The sequence below is a fragment of the Bradyrhizobium sp. genome, assembly GCF_017881085.1.
Taxonomy (GTDB): domain Bacteria; phylum Pseudomonadota; class Alphaproteobacteria; order Rhizobiales; family Xanthobacteraceae; genus Bradyrhizobium.
Genome location: NZ_JADGRI010000013.1, coordinates 12516 through 32731 on the forward strand (window position 1 = coordinate 12516; position 20216 = coordinate 32731).

General features: G+C 63.6%; 21 protein-coding genes and 1 pseudogene. 12 read left to right on the forward strand and 10 right to left on the reverse strand.

Annotation, left to right across the window (positions count from 1 at the left end):
- Together QZ213_RS02630 and QZ213_RS02635 are read left to right on the forward strand one after the other, a co-directional pair.
- On the forward strand, positions 1–906 hold the full coding sequence (locus QZ213_RS02630; RefSeq protein ID WP_291684491.1) for a fumarylacetoacetate hydrolase family protein: 906 nt from the start codon (positions 1–3) through the stop codon (positions 904–906).
- Positions 903–2531, forward strand: coding sequence for a thiamine pyrophosphate-dependent enzyme (locus tag QZ213_RS02635; RefSeq protein WP_291684492.1), 1629 nt, complete (start codon positions 903–905; stop codon positions 2529–2531). Before QZ213_RS02630 ends, QZ213_RS02635 begins: the two co-directional genes overlap by 4 nt.
- 92 nt (positions 2532–2623) lie before the next feature.
- On the opposite strand, the pseudogene QZ213_RS02640 reads toward QZ213_RS02635, so the two are convergent.
- A pseudogene (locus tag QZ213_RS02640) lies at positions 2624–2854 on the reverse strand (hypothetical protein); the annotation flags it as partial.
- Between the two features lie 393 nt (positions 2855–3247).
- Between QZ213_RS02640 and QZ213_RS02645 the strand changes: the two are divergent.
- The 5 genes from QZ213_RS02645 to QZ213_RS02665 all read left to right on the forward strand — a co-directional run bounded on the left by QZ213_RS02645 (position 3248) and on the right by QZ213_RS02665 (position 7995).
- Complete coding sequence (locus QZ213_RS02645) at positions 3248–4072, forward strand: universal stress protein (protein ID WP_291684493.1); 825 nt, start codon at positions 3248–3250, stop codon at positions 4070–4072.
- A gap of 13 nt (positions 4073–4085) precedes the next feature.
- Positions 4086–4913, forward strand: coding sequence for a universal stress protein (locus QZ213_RS02650; protein ID WP_291684494.1), 828 nt, complete (start codon positions 4086–4088; stop codon positions 4911–4913).
- 66 nt (positions 4914–4979) lie between these two features.
- Positions 4980–6056: an efflux RND transporter periplasmic adaptor subunit gene (locus QZ213_RS02655; protein WP_291684495.1), complete on the forward strand. Its 1077-nt coding sequence runs from the start codon at positions 4980–4982 to the stop codon at positions 6054–6056.
- Positions 6053–7288 carry an ABC transporter permease gene (locus QZ213_RS02660; protein ID WP_291684496.1) on the forward strand — a complete coding sequence of 412 codons (1236 nt, stop codon included), beginning with the start codon at positions 6053–6055 and terminating at the stop codon, positions 7286–7288. The genes QZ213_RS02655 and QZ213_RS02660 overlap by 4 nt, the downstream gene beginning before the upstream one ends.
- Positions 7285–7995 carry an ABC transporter ATP-binding protein gene (locus QZ213_RS02665; RefSeq protein WP_291684497.1) on the forward strand — a complete coding sequence of 237 codons (711 nt, stop codon included), beginning with the start codon at positions 7285–7287 and terminating at the stop codon, positions 7993–7995. The genes QZ213_RS02660 and QZ213_RS02665 overlap by 4 nt, the downstream gene beginning before the upstream one ends.
- A gap of 28 nt (positions 7996–8023) precedes the next feature.
- On the opposite strand, the gene QZ213_RS02670 is transcribed toward QZ213_RS02665, so the two are convergent.
- From QZ213_RS02670 to ftsH, 5 genes are all read right to left on the reverse strand, one after another.
- Entirely contained in the window at positions 8024–8197 is a 174-nt protein-coding gene (locus QZ213_RS02670; protein ID WP_291684498.1) for a hypothetical protein, read from the reverse strand.
- A gap of 32 nt (positions 8198–8229) precedes the next feature.
- Complete coding sequence (locus QZ213_RS02675; RefSeq protein ID WP_291684499.1) at positions 8230–8676, reverse strand: host attachment protein; 447 nt, start codon at positions 8674–8676, stop codon at positions 8230–8232.
- Between the two features lie 65 nt (positions 8677–8741).
- Complete coding sequence (locus tag QZ213_RS02680) at positions 8742–9659, reverse strand: hypothetical protein (protein ID WP_291684500.1); 918 nt, start codon at positions 9657–9659, stop codon at positions 8742–8744.
- 7 nt (positions 9660–9666) lie between these two features.
- Positions 9667–11709 carry a protein-L-isoaspartate(D-aspartate) O-methyltransferase gene (locus tag QZ213_RS02685; protein ID WP_291684501.1) on the reverse strand — a complete coding sequence of 681 codons (2043 nt, stop codon included), beginning with the start codon at positions 11707–11709 and terminating at the stop codon, positions 9667–9669.
- A gap of 108 nt (positions 11710–11817) precedes the next feature.
- Positions 11818–13656: an ATP-dependent zinc metalloprotease FtsH gene (gene ftsH, locus QZ213_RS02690; protein ID WP_291684502.1), complete on the reverse strand. Its 1839-nt coding sequence runs from the start codon at positions 13654–13656 to the stop codon at positions 11818–11820.
- Positions 13657–13848: 192 nt separating this feature from the next.
- Between ftsH and QZ213_RS02695 the strand changes: the two genes are divergently transcribed.
- Entirely contained in the window at positions 13849–14451 is a 603-nt protein-coding gene (locus QZ213_RS02695) for a hypothetical protein (RefSeq protein ID WP_291684503.1), read from the forward strand.
- A 50-nt stretch (positions 14452–14501) separates the two neighbouring features.
- On the forward strand, positions 14502–14903 hold the full coding sequence (locus QZ213_RS02700) for a L,D-transpeptidase (RefSeq protein WP_291684504.1): 402 nt from the start codon (positions 14502–14504) through the stop codon (positions 14901–14903).
- 47 nt (positions 14904–14950) lie between these two features.
- On the opposite strand, the gene QZ213_RS02705 is transcribed toward QZ213_RS02700, so the two are convergent.
- Entirely contained in the window at positions 14951–16333 is a 1383-nt protein-coding gene (locus tag QZ213_RS02705; protein WP_365884965.1) for a nicotinate phosphoribosyltransferase, read from the reverse strand.
- A gap of 178 nt (positions 16334–16511) precedes the next feature.
- Here QZ213_RS02705 and QZ213_RS02710 point away from each other — a divergent pair, with 178 nt between their 5' ends.
- Together QZ213_RS02710 and QZ213_RS02715 are read left to right on the forward strand one after the other, a co-directional pair.
- Complete coding sequence (locus QZ213_RS02710) at positions 16512–16928, forward strand: DUF3775 domain-containing protein (protein ID WP_291684506.1); 417 nt, start codon at positions 16512–16514, stop codon at positions 16926–16928.
- A 30-nt stretch (positions 16929–16958) separates the two neighbouring features.
- A complete protein-coding gene (locus QZ213_RS02715; RefSeq protein ID WP_291684507.1) occupies positions 16959–17168 on the forward strand; it encodes a ChaB family protein in 210 nt (69 codons plus the stop codon).
- 4 nt (positions 17169–17172) lie between these two features.
- Here the strand turns inward: QZ213_RS02715 and QZ213_RS02720 are convergent, their stop codons facing one another.
- Both QZ213_RS02720 and QZ213_RS02725 read right to left on the reverse strand, forming a co-directional pair.
- Positions 17173–17838, reverse strand: a complete 666-nt coding sequence (locus QZ213_RS02720; protein ID WP_291684508.1) for a phosphoribosyltransferase — start codon at positions 17836–17838, stop codon at positions 17173–17175.
- Positions 17835–18542 carry an alpha/beta family hydrolase gene (locus tag QZ213_RS02725; RefSeq protein ID WP_291684509.1) on the reverse strand — a complete coding sequence of 236 codons (708 nt, stop codon included), beginning with the start codon at positions 18540–18542 and terminating at the stop codon, positions 17835–17837. Before QZ213_RS02725 ends, QZ213_RS02720 begins: the two co-directional genes overlap by 4 nt.
- Before the next feature lie 249 nt (positions 18543–18791).
- Between QZ213_RS02725 and QZ213_RS02730 the strand changes: the two genes are divergently transcribed.
- Positions 18792–19724: a hypothetical protein gene (locus QZ213_RS02730; RefSeq protein ID WP_291684510.1), complete on the forward strand. Its 933-nt coding sequence runs from the start codon at positions 18792–18794 to the stop codon at positions 19722–19724.
- Positions 19725–19738: 14 nt separating this feature from the next.
- Here QZ213_RS02730 and QZ213_RS02735 read toward each other — a convergent pair.
- Positions 19739–20216 (reverse strand): phosphoribosyltransferase family protein (locus QZ213_RS02735; RefSeq protein ID WP_291684511.1); only part of this gene is annotated, 478 nt, incomplete at its 5' end.

A 20216-nucleotide genomic window follows, 5' to 3' on the forward strand; every position in this document is an offset into this window, starting at 1 on the left:
ATGACATCCCACCGCCTCGCCACTTTCTCCATCGACGGCTCGACCAAATACGGCGCTGTCGTCGAAGGCGGGATCGTCGATCTCTCCGCCCGCTTCGCCACGGATTTTCCGACGCTGCGCGAGGTGATCGCCGCCGGCGCCCTGACAAAACTGGCCGAGGACGCCGCGCAATATCAGCCGGATTACGCGCTGGACGCCATTACCTGGCTGCCGCCGATCCCTTCGCCGGAAAAGATCATCTGCATCGGCGTCAATTACCCCGACCGCAACGCCGAATACAAAGACGGCCAGGATGCGCCGAAATATCCGAGCATGTTCATGCGCACGCCGCGCTCCTTCGTCGGCCATCTGACGCCGCTGGTTCGCCCGCGCGCCTCTTCGCAGCTCGATTACGAGGGCGAGCTGGCTCTGGTGATCGGCAAGGCCGGCCGGCATATCGCCGAAAGTACCGCGCTGGATCACATCGCCGCGGTGACGCTGTGCAACGAGGGCACCATCCGCGACTGGGTTCGGCATGCGAAATTCAACGTGACGCAGGGCAAGAACTTCGACTCGACCGGCAGCCTCGGGCCCTGGCTCGTCCCCTACACCGACGAGGCTGAGATCGCCGATATCAGGCTGACGACGCGGGTCAATGGCGAGACGCGGCAGGACGACCGCACCTCGCGGCTGATCTTCGGCTTCCGCTATCTGATCAACTACATCTCGACCTTCACCACGCTGGTCCCCGGCGACATCATCGTGACGGGAACCCCGACGGGCGCCGGCGCGCGGTTCGATCCGCCGCGCTATCTCAAGCCCGGCGATGTCGTCGAAGTCGAGGCCGAGAATGTCGGCATGCTGCGCAACGGCGTGATCGACGAAGCCATCATGAATCTGCCCGCAAGCGAAGAGAAAACGCAATGACAGTGAGTTCCGGCGGCGAAGCCATCGTCTCAGGCCTGGTCGCCCACGGCGTCGATACGGTATTCGGCCTGCCCGGCGCGCAGATCTACGGCCTGTTCGACGCCTTCCAGCAGGCGCAGCTCAAGGTGATCGGCGCGCGCCACGAGCAGGCCTGCGGCTATATGGCCTTCGGCTATGCGCGTTCGAGCGGCAAGCCCGGCGTGTTCAGTGTCGTTCCGGGTCCCGGCGTTCTCAATGCGGGTGCCGCGTTGTTGACGGCATTCGGTTGCAACGAGCCGGTGCTGTGCCTGACCGGCCAGGTGCCGACGGCCTTCCTCGGCAAGGGCCGCGGCCATTTGCACGAGATGCCGGACCAACTCGCGACGCTGCGCACCTTCGTCAAATGGGCCGACCGCATCGAATATCCGGACGCGGCTCCGACGCAGGTCGCGCGCGCGTTCCAGGAAATGCTGTCGGGACGCCGCGGACCCGTTTCACTGGAAATGCCGTGGGACGTGTTCACGCAGCGCGCCGAGGTCGGCGCGGCAAGACCGTTCGATCCGTTTCCACCGCCGCTGCCCGATCCCGACCGGATCAAGGCCGCCGCTGCCCTGATTACGGGCAGCAAGACGCCGATGATCTTCGTCGGCAGCGGCGCGATACACGCCCGCGACGAAATCCTCGAGCTCGCTGAACTGATCGACGCGCCCGTGGTAGCGTTCCGCAGCGGCCGCGGCATCGTGTCCAACGCGCATGAACTCGGGTTGACCATGGCCGCGGCCTACCGGCTGTGGCCGAAGACCGATCTCATGATCGGGATCGGCAGCCGCATGGAATTGCCGGCGACATCTTTTCGCTGGCCGTTTCAACCGGCCGGCCTGAAATCGATTCGGATCGATATCGACCCGTCCGAAATGCGGCGGTTTACGCCCGACGCCGCCGTGGTCGCCGATGCCCGCGCCGGCACGCGCGAGCTGCTCGCAGCGGTCGGCAAGGCCGGCTACAGGAAGACCAGCGGCCGCCGCGCCGCGATCCGCGAGGCCTCGGCGGCGGCGCAGCAGGAGATCCAGAAGGTCCAGCCGCAGATGGCGTACCTCAACATTCTGCGCGAGGTACTGCCGCCCAACGCCATCGTCACGGACGAGCTGTCGCAGGTCGGTTTTGCCTCCTGGTACGGCTTTCCGGTCTATGAACCGCGCACCTTCATCACCTCGGGTTATCAGGGAACGCTCGGCTCGGGTTTCCCGACCGCGCTCGGCGCCAAGGTTGCCAATCCCGACCGGCCGGTGGTCGCGATAACAGGCGATGGCGGCTTCATGTTCGGCGTGCAGGAGCTTGCCACCGCGGTACAGTTCAACATCGGCGTCGTGACGCTGGTGTTCAACAACAATGCCTACGGCAATGTGCGGCGCGATCAGCGCGAGCGTTTCGAGGGCCGCGTCGTGGCGTCCGACCTGGTCAATCCGGATTTTGTGAGACTTGCGGAGTCCTTCGGCGTGGGCGCGGCGCGGGTGACGTCGCCGCAAGGGTTTCGCGCCGCGCTGGAAACAGCGCTGGCGCATGGCGGGCCATATCTGATCGACGTGGAAGTGCCGAAGGATTCCGAAACCACGCCGTGGACGTTCATCCATCCGGCGAAGCCGTGAGCAGATCAGGGATTTGACGGATCGATTGACGCAGATGTCTTCACGCCGATGTCGATTCCGTGCGGCTGGGCGATTTCAGATGCCGCCGGCCGATCCAGCGTCTCCGCCAGCACCCGAATTCTGAAAACGGTCCTTTGGGACTCGTCCAAAAGCTCCATCCGCCATTCCGATTGTTGCTTCAGTTTACGGGCAATGCCGCCGACAAGATCGCCGCAAACCCTGGTCATCTCCGCCCAGGCGGCTTCCTTGTCGGCAAGGTCGAACCCCTCGCCGGAAGTGCCCGAATAATCCCCATTGCAGATTCGGAAGTAAAACAGCGGCACGTGCCGTCCAATTTTTCTGAGGGCACCACGGCCCGGCGCTGATCCACGATATCAGACGTATGGAATGACCTCTGCCGGCCGCCCTTCAAGCACGCGCCAAGCCGTGAGCGGATTATGAATGAGTCGCCATCAGGTCAACATCCTCCAATTGGAGGGCGACACGAGATACACACGCGGGGGTTGCCCTGACCGACGCCGCCAAATGGGGTGCGATGCGGCTGGATTGTTCGGGAGGCCTGAAAGCCGCGCCGCACCCACTCACCATTTCCCGGGCTCTTGCCCATGTTTGCCGGCGCCCGCGGCGCGGCGGGCATGAGATAGATCAAAAAGTCTGGGGCCGAGGCGGGCATAATTCCACCAAGAAAGGTCCTCCCAACCAGAAAGCGGTCGAGCATGTTGAAAGATATCTCTGTCCTTCTTCCCGTTGACCGGCCTGCCGGCGCTTTGATCGATTGCGCAGCTTCGGTCGCAACCCTGTTTGAAGCGCATCTCGATGGCATCGCCTGCGTCTATCAGGCCTTGAATCCGATGATCGCCTCCGAGGCGGCGGCGGTCGTCATGGCCGCCGAGTACGAAACCGGTGTCGAGCAGGCCGCCGCCGTGCTGGACCAGTTCGAGATCGCCACGAGGCGGCTCGACATTCCCCATGACGCCAAGAGCACCTTTGACGTATCCTATGCGGCGACCCGCACGCTGACGCAGATGTCGCGGCTTTATGATTTGAATATCGTCGCGCAGCCGGACCGCTCGAATCCGAGCCAGACCGATTTCCTGTCCGAGGCCGTGCTGTTCGGCTCCGGACGGCCTATGCTCATGGTACCCTACATCACCCACGCTCCGATCAAGACCGATCGCGTGTTGATCTGCTGGGATGGCGGCATACCGGCGACGCGGGCCGTCCACGATGCCTTGCCGTTTCTTCGCAAGGCGAAGACGATCGACGTCATTACCGTCAACGAGAAGGAAGGCGAGAGCGAAGCATCCTCGGCGGCATTGCTGGCCCACCTCGCCCGGCGCGATCTGTCCGCTACGCCTTACCGTATCACGGCCGACGGTCCCAATATTCACAACGCCATTCTGTCGCTGGCGGCCGACAACAATACCGACCTGATCGTGATGGGCGGCTATGGCCATTCCAGACTTCGGGAGTTCATCCTGGGAGGCACGACGCGCGGCATGTTCGAATCCCTCACCGTGCCGGCGCTGATCTCACACTGAATTGGAAGACGGCGTGACCTATCGATCCCTGATGGTGTATCTCGACCTCGAACAAGGCAGCGAGCCTGCCTTGCGGGCCGCATCCGAACTGGCCGGTCGATTCAAATCCAGGGTGATCGGCGTCACGGCCGGACTTCCGGCCGCGCCGATTCATGCCGACGGCATGATCGCCTCGAGCGTGCTCGAAGTCGACTACGAGCAACTCAAGCAGGCTATCGGCCGCTGCGAAGCCCGCTTTCGATCGGCGCTCAAGGATTTTGCCGGCTCGCTGGAATGGCGCTCCGCTGCCGCATACCCTGCGGACTTCCTCGCCGCCGAGGCGCGCGCGGCGGATTTGCTGGTGGTTGGCCGTTCGGAAAACTACACGGCTCTCGGTCCGCATCAGTTGCTCGATATCGGCGATGCCGTCATGAAAGCCGGTCGTCCGGTATTGGTGGTGCCGCCCCGCCGCACCAGCCTGGCGCTGGATCGCGTTCTGGTAGCCTGGAAGGATACCGCCGAATCCCGCAAGGCGATTTCGGCCGCCCTGCCGCTGCTGAGAAAAGCCACCGATTTGACGATCATCGAGATCGTGGCCGAGGAAGGTGGGCGCGACGCCGCGACGGCGCGCGTTGCCGACGTGGCCAACTGGCTGTTGCGCCACAATGTGCAGGCGTCGGCGCGGGTCGAACTGTCGGCCGGTGACGCCGGCAGCCAGCTGGATGCCATCGCCTCGGAGGCCCGGATCGATATCATCGTGGCCGGTGCTTACGGACATGCCCGTTTGCAGGAATGGATCTTCGGCGGGGTCACGCGTCATTTGCTGCAACAAGGCTCTGCCTGCGTGCTGCTGGTCCACTGATCCCCGCGCGCTGCACGCCAATGGCGGAACGCTTTCATCGACGCAACGGCCAAAACGATCATGGACATGAGAGTTGCACCGACCGAAGTCCCGGAAGCCGCGCCCGCGCAGGCCGCTCCCGTTCGCCGTCTGTCTGCCCCGAAACTCCTGATCGCGGCCGCCATCATCGTCGCGCTGGCGGCGATCGTCTGGTGGCTGTCGCGCGGACCGGCCATTACGGTCGCCCGGGTCACCCGCGGCAATGCGGCGGAAATCGTCTATGCGACCGGGGCGGTCGAACCCGAAACGTGGTCCCGCTCGACCCCGCTGGTGCGCGGCCGCATCGTCGAACGCTGCCGCTGCGAGGGCAAGACCGTCCAGAAGGGCGATCTGCTCGCGCGCCTCGACGACAAGGAAGCGCTGGCCACGCTGAACGACCTGCGCGCGCTGGAGGAGTTCCAGCGCCGGGAATTCGATCGCCAGTCGCAATTGCTGGCGCGCGGGGTAGCGACCTCGCAGGCCTATCAGCGCTCCGAGAGCGACCTGGCGCGCATCCAGGCGCAGATCGCCGCGCAAGCCCAGCGGCTGGAATACTACAAGCTGGTGTCGCCGATGGACGGCACCGTGCTGAAGGAAGACGGAGAGGTCGGCGACATGGTCGACCCCGGCACCATCCTCTACCGCATCGGCCTGGAAAGGCCGCTATGGGTCGTGGCCGACGTCAACGAGGAAGACATTCCCCGCGTTCAGGTCGGCCAGAAGGCGCTGCTGCGCACCGACGCTTTCGCCGGCCAAGTTCTGGCCGGCTTCGTCAAGCAGATCACGCCGGCCGGCGATCCCGTCTCCAAGACGTTCCGCGTCAGGATCGGCCTGCCCGACGACACCCCGCTGCGGGTGGGAATGAGCGTCGAGGCGAATATCGTCAGCCGGGAAAAGCCCGACGTACTTCTCGTCCCCGCCAATGCCGTGGTCGACAACAACCTGCTGACGATCGAAAACGACCGCGCGCGCTTGCGCAAGGTCGAGATCGGCATTCGCGGCACCGGCTTTGTCGAGATCGTCCATGGCGCCAGCGAGGGCGAACTGGTCGCCTCCCCTGCCACCACCAACATCAAGAACGGGTCCCGGGTCCGGCCGGTGCTGAGCGAGCAGGCCTCGCCATGAACCTGATCCTGACCATCGCCTGGACCCATGTCCGCTACCGCGCCCGTCAGACGCTGGTGGCGATCCTGGGCGTCATGACAGGGGTCGGCTTTTCCATCATGATGGCGGCGATGATGGAGGGATCGCAAGATGACTTCATCAAGACCCTGGTCGACGCGCTGCCGCATATTTCGGTGACCGACGAGCTACGTCAGCCGACGCGGCAGCCGGCCGAGATGACCTATGCGGCGGTCGAATTTCACGGCCTCACGCCGGAGGTTCGGCGTCCCGGCATCAAGAACCCGTTTGCCACCATCGCATCGCTGCAGACCTGGGTGGCGGGCGCGCTGACGCCCTCGGTGCAGTCGAAGGCCGTGCTGCGCTTCGCCGGCCGCAACCTGACGGTTTCGATCATCGGCATCGATCCCCGCACCGAAGCCGATGTCTCCAATCTGGCGACCCACATGAAGCAGGGAACGCTGAAATCCCTCTACCGCTCGTCGAACGCAATCCTGCTCGGCGACCGTCTCGCCAACAAGATCGGCGCGCGGGTCAATTCCAATATCACGCTGGCATCCGCCGAGGGCGCCACCATGAGTTCCACCGTCGTCGGCACGTTCCACACCGGCTTTCGCGTCACCGACGAGACCACCGGCTATGTGCTGCTCAAGACCGCGCAGATCCTCGAAAAGCAGACCGGCATCGTCAACGAAATCCGTGTGCGCACCTCTGACCCGATGCAGGCCCGGCTGATCAGCGAGAGGATCGGCGAGCAGACCGGATACAAGTCGATTTCCTGGCAGGAGGCCCAGGAAGACCTCTTGTCCGCGATCACGCTGCGCAACGTGCTGATGTACACCATCGTCGGCGCGATCCTCCTGGTCGCAAGCTTCGGCACCTACAACATCATCTCAACCATCACCCACGAGAAGACGCGCGATATCGCCATCCTGAAATCGCTGGGCTTCAGGGATCAGACCATCCGGGCCATCTTCATCCTCGAAGCGCTGCTGGTCGGCCTCGTCGGCGCCGCCCTTGGCTGGGTGCTCGGCTATCTCCTGACCCGCGGGCTGGCGTCGCTGGAGTTCAAGACGCCGTTCTCCGATTACAACCACCTGCCGGTGCTCTACTCGGCCAAACACTATCTGCTGGCGACCGGCGTCGCCCTGTTCTCGAGCCTGATCGCCGGTTATTTTCCGGCCCGCGCCGCGGCGCGGCTGCATCCTGTCGACATCATCCGGGGCGCCACATGAGCACGGCGCTGATCGAGGCCCGAAAGGTGACAAAAATCCTCGGCGGGATCGTGCCGGTGACGCTGGTTCAGGACATCACCCTTTCCATCATGCCGCGCGAGTTCATCGCCATTACCGGCCCTTCCGGCTCGGGCAAGTCGTCGCTTCTGTACTTGCTGGGGTTGCTCGACCTGCCGACCAGCGGCGACGTGCTGATCGACGGCCGGTCGACAACGGGGATGACCGAAGGCGAACGCGCGGAGGTGCGGCTGTCGCGGCTTGGATTCGTGTTCCAGTTTCATTTCCTGCTTCCGGAGTTCACCATCACCGAGAATGTCGCGCTGCCGATGCGCGCGCTGGCGAAACTGTCGCCGCGCGCCATCACCGCGCGGGCCGAGGAACTGCTGGCATCGCTCGGGCTCGACGATCATCGCCACAAGACGCCGGATCAATTGTCCGGCGGCCAGCGGCAGCGGGTGGCGGTGGCCCGCGCGCTCGCCAACGATCCCCCCGTCATCCTAGCCGACGAGCCGACCGGCAGCCTGGATTCCGCCGCCACCACGCAAGTATTCGGAATTCTCAGGGATCTCGTGGCGCTGCGCGGCAAAACCGTGGTCGCGGTCACGCACGATCTTCACCTCGCTTCCCAGATGCACCGCCAAATCCGCATCGTCGACGGCCGGTTGGCCGACGATGAACCGGTCGTTGCGCCCGGCACGCCCTCATAATGTCGGGCAATGCCCATATGCGGCGCCTTCATTCCTCGAAGGCCGGTGCCGCCGGCCGCTCGCGCGGCTCGGTACGCTCGACCGGCTGATTGTCATCGGCGGGGATGTCGCGCTCGATCTCGACCTCTTCGCTCTCGATCAGGCCCGGGGCTTCGTCGGTCTGTTCGGAAGGAGAATTGCGAGGGTTCCGGGGAGGTGCCATTTCGAAAACTTCCTTTGTGCCGGTACCGCGTATCAGGCTTCCGCCGTGAGATGCTTCTCGATTTCCCGGACCGGGTGCTTGGTCAGATCCTTGTTGATTTCGGCAATGACGCAGGCCTTCACGTCGGCATGGAATGCGTTTCGCAAGTCGGCGAGCGTCCGTGGCGGAGCCACCACAATGAGGGCTTTCACCTTGCCCGCCCGGACCACCTGCTCCATGGCGGAGGCGACCTTGCGCGCGAAGTGATGCTCCTCGATATCATGCCAGTCGGTCGGCTCGACTGCGCTGCGCTGCGATCCCTTGCCGAGGTGCCCGGGCCGGTCGGTGCCTTGCGCGTGGCTGGGCGGATTCTCGTCCTCGAAAACCTTTTCGGTCTTCAGATTGGGAAATTTCTCGTCGCCCTCGTTGCGCAGGAACAGGGCTTTTCGGCCGTCGCCGACAAACACGAAGGCGTTATGCGGAATCCTGAGCTTGTTCATTTGGTCCTCGTCATTGATCTGTCGTCCCCGATCTCCGTCGAAAAAACGCCTGCGGGTTTCTGCCGTCATGAGGGATCGGCCGAGCCGCGAAAGTCGCGCAGGAAATATCCCGGGAAGCGCGAATTGCAGGCCATGACATGCGTGATGGCTTCGCGATCATATTCATCGCCTGACCGGAAGCTATCGAAGAATTCGTTCAGCCGCAGCACGCGTTGGGGCATTTCCCGCACCGCCTGAAGTCCGACCGAGACGCCATAATTGGTAAAAGCAATCTTCACGTCGGGCAGTTCCGGTTCGCGACAAAAATAGCTGCCTCTTCGCCACATTGCGTCGAGCTGCCTCAGGCAGCGGCCCCGCTGCGACACCGCCCATTCCTCTTCCGGGAAGAAGTGGGTCATCCATAACATCATCCCAAGACCCAGATCCTGGGTGATGAACAATTCCGGAGCAGCCTGATCGATCAGCGCCTTCATCTCCGCGATTTCCCGGCGCAGCAGTTCTTCGCCGAGACACCGGTACGAGATATAGCCATCGAACGCGTCCAGCGCGCCCAGGCCATAGCCGGGATAAGGCCCGGACAAATCTTCCTGCATTTTCCAGATCACGCCCCGGCCCGGCAGGACAAATGCGCGATGGGTCTGGCGCACGAGATCGATGCCTTTGCCCCGGTATGCGGGCCGATAGCGGGCAAGCACGGCGAGAGCGTACAGCCAGACGGCCAAATAGTGGAAATACTGCCCATCGCGATCGGGCGCCTCGCCGATACGAACGCCGCGAGCACGCCCGAGAACCCGGTCCACCTCGGCGACTAACCACTCGGCCTGGTCGAGGAATTTCTTGTCGCCGAACTCCGCGTAGAGCGAAACCAGCAGGACGAGTCCAAAGGCATCCGTCCACAAATAGCGCAGGCCATTGGGCCATATCCGCTCAACGCGCATCCAGTCCATTTTCTTCAGAACATAGGCAGTCGCGTCTGTGCTCATGATCGGATCACACCCCGAACGGATAGGTGTCCGGAAGTCCCTTTATTTCCGCGGTATCCAGCGGGGTTACGGCGTGGGTATCGTCGAACCAGACATACTCGTCGAATTGCCGCGGCAGGTTGGCCTGGAAATAATGGCTCGCCAGTTCGGTTTCGGGCCGGTAGATCACGCCGATCGCCCGCTCCAGACGTTCCTTGCCGAGACCCTTCGGGCCGTACAGATCGCCCCGGCCGCGCAACCCCACCATGAAGCGGGCCAGCCCGGTCGCGTGACACAACTGCTCATAGCTGTTGGGATGCGCCGGCCGGACCTTCTTCACCTCCATCGGGCCATCCCATTCGGACGCCGCGGCAACCGTCCCGCTGTTGGTGCCGAAGCCGACCAGATAGGCCTGCTGGCCGAACTCCTCGCGGCAGAGCTGACCGATATTGTGCTCGCCGCGCGCCGCCATCTCGGTTGCGGCGGCATTGCCGACATGGGAGTTGTGCGCCCAAACCACCGCCTTGCTATCCGCGCCATGAAACGCCAGCAGGTTCTTCAGGGTCTCGAACATGTGGGTGTCGCGCAAATTCCACGACGCGCGCGAACCGTAATACATGATGCGGTAGTAGCGCTCGGCATTGGCGACCAGGCGGGCATTCTGCTCGGCATCGAGGAACCGCTCGCCGTCACGTTCAGCATAGGCCCGGCGTTTCGCCAGCAGATCGGCGAGCGTGCGCGCCACGTCGGCCTCGCAGGTCGGATAGGATCCGGTCAACGCGGCATGACCGTAGGTCGCGGGATCGCGCTGCCACGGCGTCAGGCAGCCATAGCGTTCGCGGGCGACCCTCGCCGATTCCGGATCGATTTCGTCGAGATAATTCAGAACCGACCGGATCGAATCGTAGAGGCTGTAGAGATCGAGGCCATGAAACGCGACGCGCTCGCCCGCCTCCGCCGTGCCATTGTGCTTGCGCAGCCAGCTGACGAAATCGCGCACCTCGGTGTTCCGCCACATCCAGGTCGGAAACCGCGCAAAGGCGGTCCACTCCGAAGGCGGATACTGGAAATGCCGCACATAGTGATCGACGCGGGCGGCATCCGGCCAGTCCGCCTCGATCGCCACGAAGCGGAAGCCCTTCTTGACGATCAGCTCGCGGGTGATGCGTTCGCGCATCCGGTAGAATTCGGAGGTACCGTGGGTCGCTTCGCCGAGCATCACGATGCGTGCCGACCCGATCCGCGCCATCAGCGGATGGAGATCGGCGGTCTCGATCGAGGCAAACGATTCGGCGGCGTCGGCGAGGTTTCGCACCAGCGCTTCCTCACCTGGAGCAACCGGCCGCAGTGGCCGGCGCGCCGGCGCACGGCCCTCGCCCTGCGCGCCTTCCCAGCCCTCCTCGCCGATCAGCGGGACGAAGCGAACGTCGGCAATATCCTCGCTGAGATATTCGTCTTTCGAAACCCTGACGACCCTCACCAGTTCCTGGGTTCGCTGATCGGCACCGACCGGAATCACCAGCCGTCCGCCGATCTTCAACTGCTCCTTCAGCGATTCCGGAACCTGCGGTCCGCCGGCGGCCACGACAATCGCGTCATAGGGGGCGTGCTCCGGCCATCCCTTGGTGCCGTCACCATGCAGAACGTGAACATTGTCGTAGCCGAGTTCGGCCAGCAGGCCTGCGGCCTTGTCCGCGAGTTGGCCGAGACGTTCGACCGTGTAGACATGGGCCGCGATCTCCGACAGCACAGCGGCGGCGTAGCCGGAGCCTGCGCCGATCTCGAGAACGTTCTCGCCGCCCTTCAGCATCAATGCTTCCGCCATGAAGGCGACGATATAGGGCTGCGAGATCGTCTGCTCCCCGGCAATCGGCAGCGGCGAATCCTCGTAGGCGAATTCGCGGAGATTCTTCGGCAGGAACAACTCGCGCGGCACCTTGCGCATGGCGTCGAGCACAAGGTCGTCGCGCACGCCGCGCGCCGCGATATTGCGCTCGACCATTTCCGCGCGGAGTGCGGCATACGGCTTCAATTCGCCGGAGCGGCTTTCCCAGGACGCCGGAGATCCCATGGCGATGGCTCCTACATCTCAGCAATTCCCATCAACAGCCTACGCCCCCTGCCGGTCGACCGGTTTGATCGGTATCAACCCTGAAGCGGCGGGCAAGAAGCAGACTGTTTACTCGGCTGCTTTCTGTTGCATCGCCACCGGGCGCAACGGGGCAAATTCCTCCGCGGTCAGCGTCTCCCTCGCGATCAGGAGCGTCACGCCCGCGTCGAGATCGGCCCGGCGCTTCTCGAGGATGGCGCGCGCGGTGGCGCCGCCGGCCTCGATCAGGTCGCGTACCGCCAGATCGATTTCACGCCCCGTCGCCTCGGCTGCGCTGACGACGGTGTCCTGCGCGGCCGCCAGAAAGGTTTGCGGCCGTGGCGCGTAGGTTCGCTGGCCGACTTTCGCGTCCATTCCGTATTTCGTCACCATCTCGATGGCGATCTCGGTCGCCCGCTGCAGGTCGTCGGCGGCCCCGGTCGATACATCGCCGTCGAAGATCATCTGCTCGGATGCGCGGCCTCCCATCAAGACCGCGATCCGGTTCTTCAGTTCGCTGACCGCGAGCAGGAAGCGGTCCTCGGTCGGACGCTGCATGGTGTAGCCGAGCGCCCCGACGCCGCGGGGAATGATCGATACTTTCTGCACGGGATCGACGCCCGGCAGGTTGGCGGCGACGAGGGCATGGCCCATCTCGTGGTAGGCCACCCGCCGGCGCTCGTCCTTGCTGAGCACGCGGCTCTTCTTCTCGATGCCGGCCACGATCCGCTCGATCGCGACCGTGAAATCATCGAAGGACACCTCATCGGCCTTGCGCCTGGTCGCGGCAATCGCCGCCTCGTTGATCAGGTTGGCGATATCGGCACCGGTGAAACCCGTGGTGAGGCCTGCGACCTTGTCGAGATCGACATCCTTGCCGACCCGAATCTTGCGGACATGCACCTTGAGGATGGCGACGCGGCCGCTCTTGTCGGGACGATCCACCAGCACCTGGCGGTCGAACCGGCCTGCCCGCAGGAGCGCCGGATCGAGGATTTCGGGACGGTTGGTGGCCGCGAGCAAGATGACGCCAGAACTGGGATCGAAACCGTCAAGCTCCGCGAGCAGCTGGTTCAGGGTCTGCTCCTTCTCGTCGTAGCCGCCGAACGCGCCGGGAGAACGGCTGCGCCCGAGCGCATCGAGCTCATCGATGAAGATGATGCAGGGCGCCGCTTTGCGCGCCTGCTCGAAGAGATCGCGAACGCGCGCCGCGCCGACGCCGACGAACATCTCGACGAATTCGGAGCCGGAAATGGAAAAGAACGCGACCCCGGCCTCGCCGGCCACCGCGCGGGCGAGCAGGGTCTTGCCGGTGCCGGGCGGCCCGACCAGCAAAATCCCCTTGGGCACATGCGCGCCGAGCCGGCCGTAGCTCTGGGGATCCTTGAGAAACGACACCACTTCCTGCAGTTCGAATTTTGCTTCCTCGACGCCGGCCACGTCGGCAAAGGTGACCTTGGTATCCTTCTCGACATAGACCTTGGCCCGCGACTTGCCGATCGACATCAGCCCGCCAAAGCCCTGGCGATCCGCCAGCTTGCGCCCGAGGAACACCCAGATCAGGTAGAACATCAGCGCCGGCACGATCCACGACAGGATCGTCTGGAACAGCCCGCCCGACGGCACCCCCGTGACCGTAACGCCCTTCGCCGCCAGCTTTTCGGCCAGCGCCGGATCGACCCGGGCGGTGACGAAGGCCGACTTCCCGCTCGGCAGCTTGTCCTTCAACTTGCCCTGGATCGTATCCTGCCCGACCGCGACCTCGGTGACCCCGCCCTTGGCGACGAGCTGCTCGAACTCGCTATAGGGAATAGTGTCGATGGTATTGTAGGTCGTGAACGCCCATTGCAGCAGCACCATGCCGATGGCGGCGGCAAAGATAAAGCCGATGGTAACGGCCTGTTTTTGTGACGATGAATCCGATTCCATTGCATTCTCCGGTTCAAATCGGAAGCCACAAATGACAGCACGATCAAGCAGATATAGACGACGATTGAGGAATTTTAGCAGCCCAGGTTCACGCCGGCTTGCTCTGGATCAATGAGCGGAGTTGGCGGTACCGCGCGATCCCGGCTGACGCGGCGCTGCGGCCGGGTACGTGCAGATTGATCCCGATCAACATTGGCGCCGCCGAAGGGTGCCATTTTTGATTTGCTTCAAGGAGCCGCGAGCATGATTGGCATTACATTGACGACGGAGCAGATCCGGGCCGCGCCGCCCGAGGTCCGGCGTTGGATCGAGCGCGAGGTGATGGCCTCATTCGGCCAGCCGTCCCAGCCGAAAGAGGAGCCCCATGGGGAGCATTTGGCGGTTTGCAGCGACAAGGAAGCTGAAGCCGTCCTGGCACAGATTCAGGGCGTGTTGCCTGTCGTCAACGTGTTCTTCGAGCTCGGCCGGCAGGGCGCGATCTTCGGCCAGCCTAACATCGAGGCGTTCCGGCTGCTCGACATCGCCCATCACACCCGCCTGCCGGATGCGAACCAGGTGGTCGCCTGCCTCGACATCATCAACCAGGCCTTCAGCAACGCCTGCGGCGACGTGACCGCGAGATTCTGCGCGCTCGACCGCGAAGGCCATTGCTTCATCGCGCTGGAAACCCAACAGAACATTCTACGGCTTTGGCAAAAGATGATCGCCAGGCAGCAGCTTTCGCTTGAGGAGGATCCTGCTCCTCAGGCGGCACACGGGCAGCAGACCTTCGCTGACAAGGACGCGGCTGCCTGATTGTGTATATCCGGAGTAAGCGAAGCAGCCGGTTTTGTCGGCTGCTTGTAGTGTGTGTCCTGGCCACCGGTTCGGCGATCGATGCCGCACAAGCGAGCATCGCCGTCCGAATCCAGCTTTCGCGGCAAACCATGAGTGTCGCGGTCGACGGCGCGAATCTCGCGACCTGGCCGGTATCGACGGCCAGACGCGGCTATCGGACGCCGGTCGGCAGCTTCACGCCCTATTCGCTGCAATGGATGCACTATTCCAGGCTCTACGATGATACGCCGATGCCGTATTCGATCTTCTTTCGCGGCGGCTACGCCATCCATGGCACCACTGAACTCCGCAACCTCGGACGCCCGGTTTCCCATGGCTGCGTCAGATTGAGCCCCGACAATGCAAGAACGCTGTTCGAACTGGTGCAGAGCCACGGACGGCAGAACACGACGATCGAGATCGTCCGGTAACGATCGAGTTGAGTGACGCTCGAGATCGTCGAATGGCGGAAAGGTAATCAGTCCGCGACGTCATGCGCCGCGGTGCGACGATCGACCTGCTCCGCAAGCGCTATCAATCCCGCCGCCACGATGACCGGGAATCTTGCTGCCTCCTCATCCAGGCGGCGCAATGGCTCGGGCAACTGGGCAAGCCCGCGCGCCGCCTTGTTCCGGATATCGTCCAGCGTCGGCGGCGCGCCGAGGCGCTGGCCGTTGCGCATGACAGGGATCAGCAGCGCTTCGCCCGTATGCCGATCGTCCTGAAGCGAAAGCACGTCGCCGGCCATCCGTCCGTCGTTTCCAAAGCTGCGCCAGACCTGCTTGCGGCCCGGCCAAGTGGCCTTTCCGGCGGATCGCTTGCGCCGCGCTATTCCGGCATATTCCTGCAGCTTGTAGGCACAATCGAGTGCCGGCACGTCGGACGACGTGGTCAGGCTGGTGCCGACGCCGAAACCGTCGATCGGGGCATTCGCATCCATCATCCCCGCAAGCTCGTCTTCGTCGAGCCCGCCGCTTGCGAAGATTGTCACATCCTGCAAACCCCCATCGTCCAAGATGCGCCGGACATGCTTCGACAACATGATCAGGTCACCGCTGTCGAGACGGACCGCGCGCACGATAATTCCCGCTTCTTTCAAGCGAGGCGCCAGCCTGACGACTTTTCGCGCCGCGGCTTCGGTGTCGTAGGTGTCGATCAGCAAGACCAGATGGTCGGGCCGCGAATGGGCAAATGCCGAAAAGGCTGATGTTTCGTCGTCGTGCGCCTGGATGAAGGAGTGGGCCATCGTTCCGAAGATCGGAATTCCGAATTCCTTCTGCGCAAGAACCGTCGCCGTTCCGGCAAATCCCGCCAGATAGCTGGCGCGCGCGGCCATCAGCCCGGCCTCGGCGCCATGCGCCCGTCGCAACCCGAAATCGACCAGCTGCTTGCGTGGTGCCACAAGAACCATTCGCGCCGCCTTGGAGGCGATCAGAGATTGAAAGTGAAGGATGTTGATGAGTCGGGATTCGACCAGTTGCGCCTGCGGAAGCGGCGCGATCACCCGGATGATCGGTTCGTTCTCGAAGAAGACAGTGCCTTCGGGCATGGCATCGACATCACCGGTAAAGCGCAGGCGCGCGAGGTAGTCGACGAAACCGTTCGAGAACCGTTTGCTGTGCCGCAGCCAATCGATCTCTTCGTTGGAGAATTTCAGGTTCTCGAGAAAGTCGAGCGCCTGCTCGAGCCCTGCGGCCATCAGGAAGTGCCTGCGCCCCGGAAGCCGGCGCACGAAGAACTCGAACACGGCCGTTTCCATCTGGCCATGGTCCAGGTAGGCCTGGAGCATGTTCAATTGATACAAATCGGTCAGCAGAGGGCTTGTCGCAGGATACATGTGGCCAATCCCGTGAGGCGGCATCAAACGCCGGGTTGCCGGCTTTATCCTTGCGGAGGGACAATCCGGGCAGTCTTACCTGCCGTATCGAAGCGCTACATTACCGCATCGCCGAATTCCCGGCCGATTGATCTCGCTCAAGCCCCGGCCGGGCAAGAAGGCTCATAAAGCTTCGGTCATTTGAAGTTTCGTGAGGCGTGTGATGGCCGAACTCCCAACCCTGTCAATCTCGCCGGAAAAAGCATACTTCATCGTCGCGAAAGCCCGCCAGTTCGACGCCAAAGACGGCGTCACCGATCCGGATTCGGGCTCCAATTCCAGCGACGATGGCATGCGCTCGGTGCTGGAAGACCTTCCCGACGATCCGGTCCGCGCTGAACTGGTGAGCTTCATCCACGACCTGAACGACGACGAGCAGATCGATCTCGTTGCCCTCACCTGGCTCGGACGCGGCGACGGCGATATCGAAAATTGGGACGAACTTCGGGCCGAGGCCGCCCGCGCACACAATAAGCGAACCGCCACCTATCTGTTGGGAATGCCGATGCTGGCCGATCACCTGGAGGAAGCACTGTCGAAATTCGGCCATTCAGCGGAAGAATTCGAGGACATGCCCTGATCGGCAACCCTCACCGCCCGGGGAAGACCCATGCCGTACCGCACCAATTCCGATCTTCCTGCATCGGTCCGCGACCACCTTCCGCCCCACGCGCAGGACATCTATCGCGCGGCCTTCAACCATGCCTTCGCGGCGCACGCCGGCGACATCAGGCAAGAAGAAGCCGCTCACCGCATCGCCTGGGCCGCCGTCAAGCGATCCTATGTCAAGGACGGCGACCATTGGGTGCCGATCGGATAAAGACTCAGCTGATCGAAGTCGTGCCCTTGATCGGAAACCGCCGGAGGATCGCCATGACCTCCTCATCGCTGACCTGCTGGAAGTCACGATAGAAGCACCCGATCGCCAAGAATGGGTCTGGCGTCTCCAGGCAGATCAGGGCATCGACTTCCCCACGCAATTCCGCGACCGTTTCGCGCGGAGCGACGGGAACGGCGAGCACCAATTCCTTCGGCTTCTGCTTGCGGATGGCCTGCAATGCCGCCCTTGTCGTCGTCCCGGTCGCGATGCCGTCGTCAACGACGATCACCACCCTGCCCGCGATCTCCGCCCGGGGCCGGTCTCCGATATAGAGCTTGCGACGGCGTTCGATCTCGGCGCGCTCTTTCTCGCATACCTCGTCGAATTCGCTTGCCGTGGTGCCCGAAACCCGCAGCACTTCCTCGTTGCGGACGACGATCGGCGCAAGGCCATCCACCACGGCTCCCATCGCGAGTTCCGGTTGAAACGGCACCCCGATCTTGCGAACCAGGATCAGATCAAGGGGCGCATCGAGCGTCGCGGCAACCTCGGCGGCGACGGGAACGCCGCCGCGCGGCAAGGCGAGCACAACTGCGTGCCGGCCCTTATACTCCGCGAGCGCCTTGGCTAGTCTATGGCCCGCATCCGCCCTGTCCCGAAATTCCGTCATCGACGTGCATCCGCTTTCGAAAGCCGATCGCCGGCCAGACGGCTTTCGAACCAGTCTGCGGCGAGTTCGATGACGCAGTCCAATGCGCCGGCTTCTTCAAAGAGATGCGTGGCTCCCGGAACGATTTCGATCGTCTTTTCACCCTTGAGGCGTTCCAGGGCCCATTGGTTGAGCTCGATCACGCCAAAATCGGCACCGCCCACGATCAAAAGCGTCGGGACCTTGACATGGGCCAGCGCGTCACCGGCGAGATCAGGCCGACCGCCACGCGAAACCACGGCGCCGATGCGATCACCTAGTTCGCTTGCGGCGACAAGAGCCGCCGCCGCGCCCGTACTGGCCCCGAACAATCCGACCGGCAGATTGCCGACGTCCGGCTCGTCCATCGCCCAGCGCACCGCCTGGGTCAGCCGTTGAGCCAGAAGCTTGATGTCGAACACATTCCTGCGATCGGCCTCCTCCTCGGGCAGCAAGAGGTCAAACAATAATGTCGCGATTCCCCTGTGATTGAAAGCTTCAGCGACCCGGTTATTCCTTGGGCTGAACCGGCTCGATCCACTGCCATGCGCGAAGATCACCATGGCGCGGGCGCCTTCCGGACGGTTCAGGGTGCCGGCCAGATTGAGCGGCGGGATCAGTATCTCCCGCGATGGGATAGCCGCCTTCTTCTTGCCTTTACCGTTGGCCCGGGAAACCTGTGGCATGGGCCGGTTCCTCCATCTGACAGCCAAACGCTACCCCTTGGAGCTGGAACCCGTCTTGATCAGCGTCAAACCGAAGCGGCTGGCGCCGGCTAGTTTATTTTAATGGAGCCATCGCAAACGCTGCCGCAGTCCGGCGGCCAGGACGCGCCTACCCTCGCCGACAAAGTGCGGTTTCTGAGCTGCCCGGCAACGCATGTATGCGCGCCTGAACAAATGGCCGTACGCGAGACCCATATGTCCTGGGTCTTCATGGCGGGCGAACGCGTCTACAAGCTCAAGAAGCCCGTTCGCTTCGCCTATCTCGATTTTTCGACCCTGGACCGGCGCGCGGCTGCCTGCCGCGCGGAATATCTGCTTAACCGCCGGCTCGCTCCGGATGTCTATTTGGGCGTGGTGCCGCTGACCGCTTCGACATCGGGTCTGGCGATCGGCGGTGACAGGCCTGTCGTGGATTGGCTGGTGGTGATGCGCCGGCTCCAGGAGAATGAGACGCTTGAAGCGGCTTTGCACGGAGGCTGGCTGAAACCGTCGCAGGTTGACCGGCTCGCCGCGACGCTAAAGGCATTCTACGCGCATGCGCCGCGAGTCCTGCTTGAGCCAGCGCATTATCTGGTCGGATGGCAGGACGCACTGGCCGCCAACTGCCGCGTGCTGTTCAACGCCCGCTTCGGCCTTCCGCAAGGCGCTGTGGAACGGATCGCCCAGGTTCAGCGCCGGTTTGTCCAAAAACGCTCCGCCCTGCTGCTTGAGAGGATTCACAAGCGACGGTTCGTCGATGCCCATGGCGACCTCCGCCCCGAGCACATCTGGCTGCGAGAGCCTTTGACCATCATCGACTGCCTGGAATTCGACGCCACACTGCGGGCGCTCGATCCGCTCGATGAAATTGCCTTCCTGCATCTGGAATGCGAGCGCCTTGGCGGCCTGCCAGCTGCCGAGCAGATCCGGCGGCGCCTGGCGCACGCCCTGGACGACGATGCCAGAAGCGGGCTTTTTCTGTTCTATCGCAGCCATCGGGCGATGCTGCGGGCGCGGCTGTCGATCGCGCATCTGCTCGACGCAAATCCGCGAACGCCGGAAAAATGGCCCCGCCTCGCCCGGGTCTATCTCACATTTGCCGCAGCCGACGCCGTGCGCCTCGAACGCATTCTCGGCAGCCGTGGAAAGGCAAAGCAGCGCTAAATCTCAAGCTGTTTTCAGAATACCAGGAGATCGGTGAGCGGCTTGTCCTCATGCAGCCGGCGGATGGCCTCCGCCAGCAGCGGTGCCGCCGGCACGATGTCGAGCTTGTCGCGCACCGGGCCGGCCGGCAGACGAAACGCCGGCACGGCGTCGGTGGCAATGATGCGGTCGATGGCCGGGTCGGCAAGCGCCGTTTCGGCCCCCGGCATGAACAGCCCGTGGGCTACGCACGCGAAGACACGCCGGGCGCCACGCCCACGCGCGGCCCGCGCGGCCCGCACCAGCGTGCCGCCCGTGCTGATGAGATCGTCGACGATGACGCAGGTGGCTCCGGCGACGTCGCCTACGAACAGGTCGCCCGAAACCACGCCCGCGCTGCGGTGCTTTTCGGCAAAGGCCTTGCCGATCGGACGGCCCATCGCCTTTTCCAGCGCTTCGCGCAGCAGGTCCGCCCGCTTGCCACCTCCCAGATCCGGGGAGATGACGCAAAGC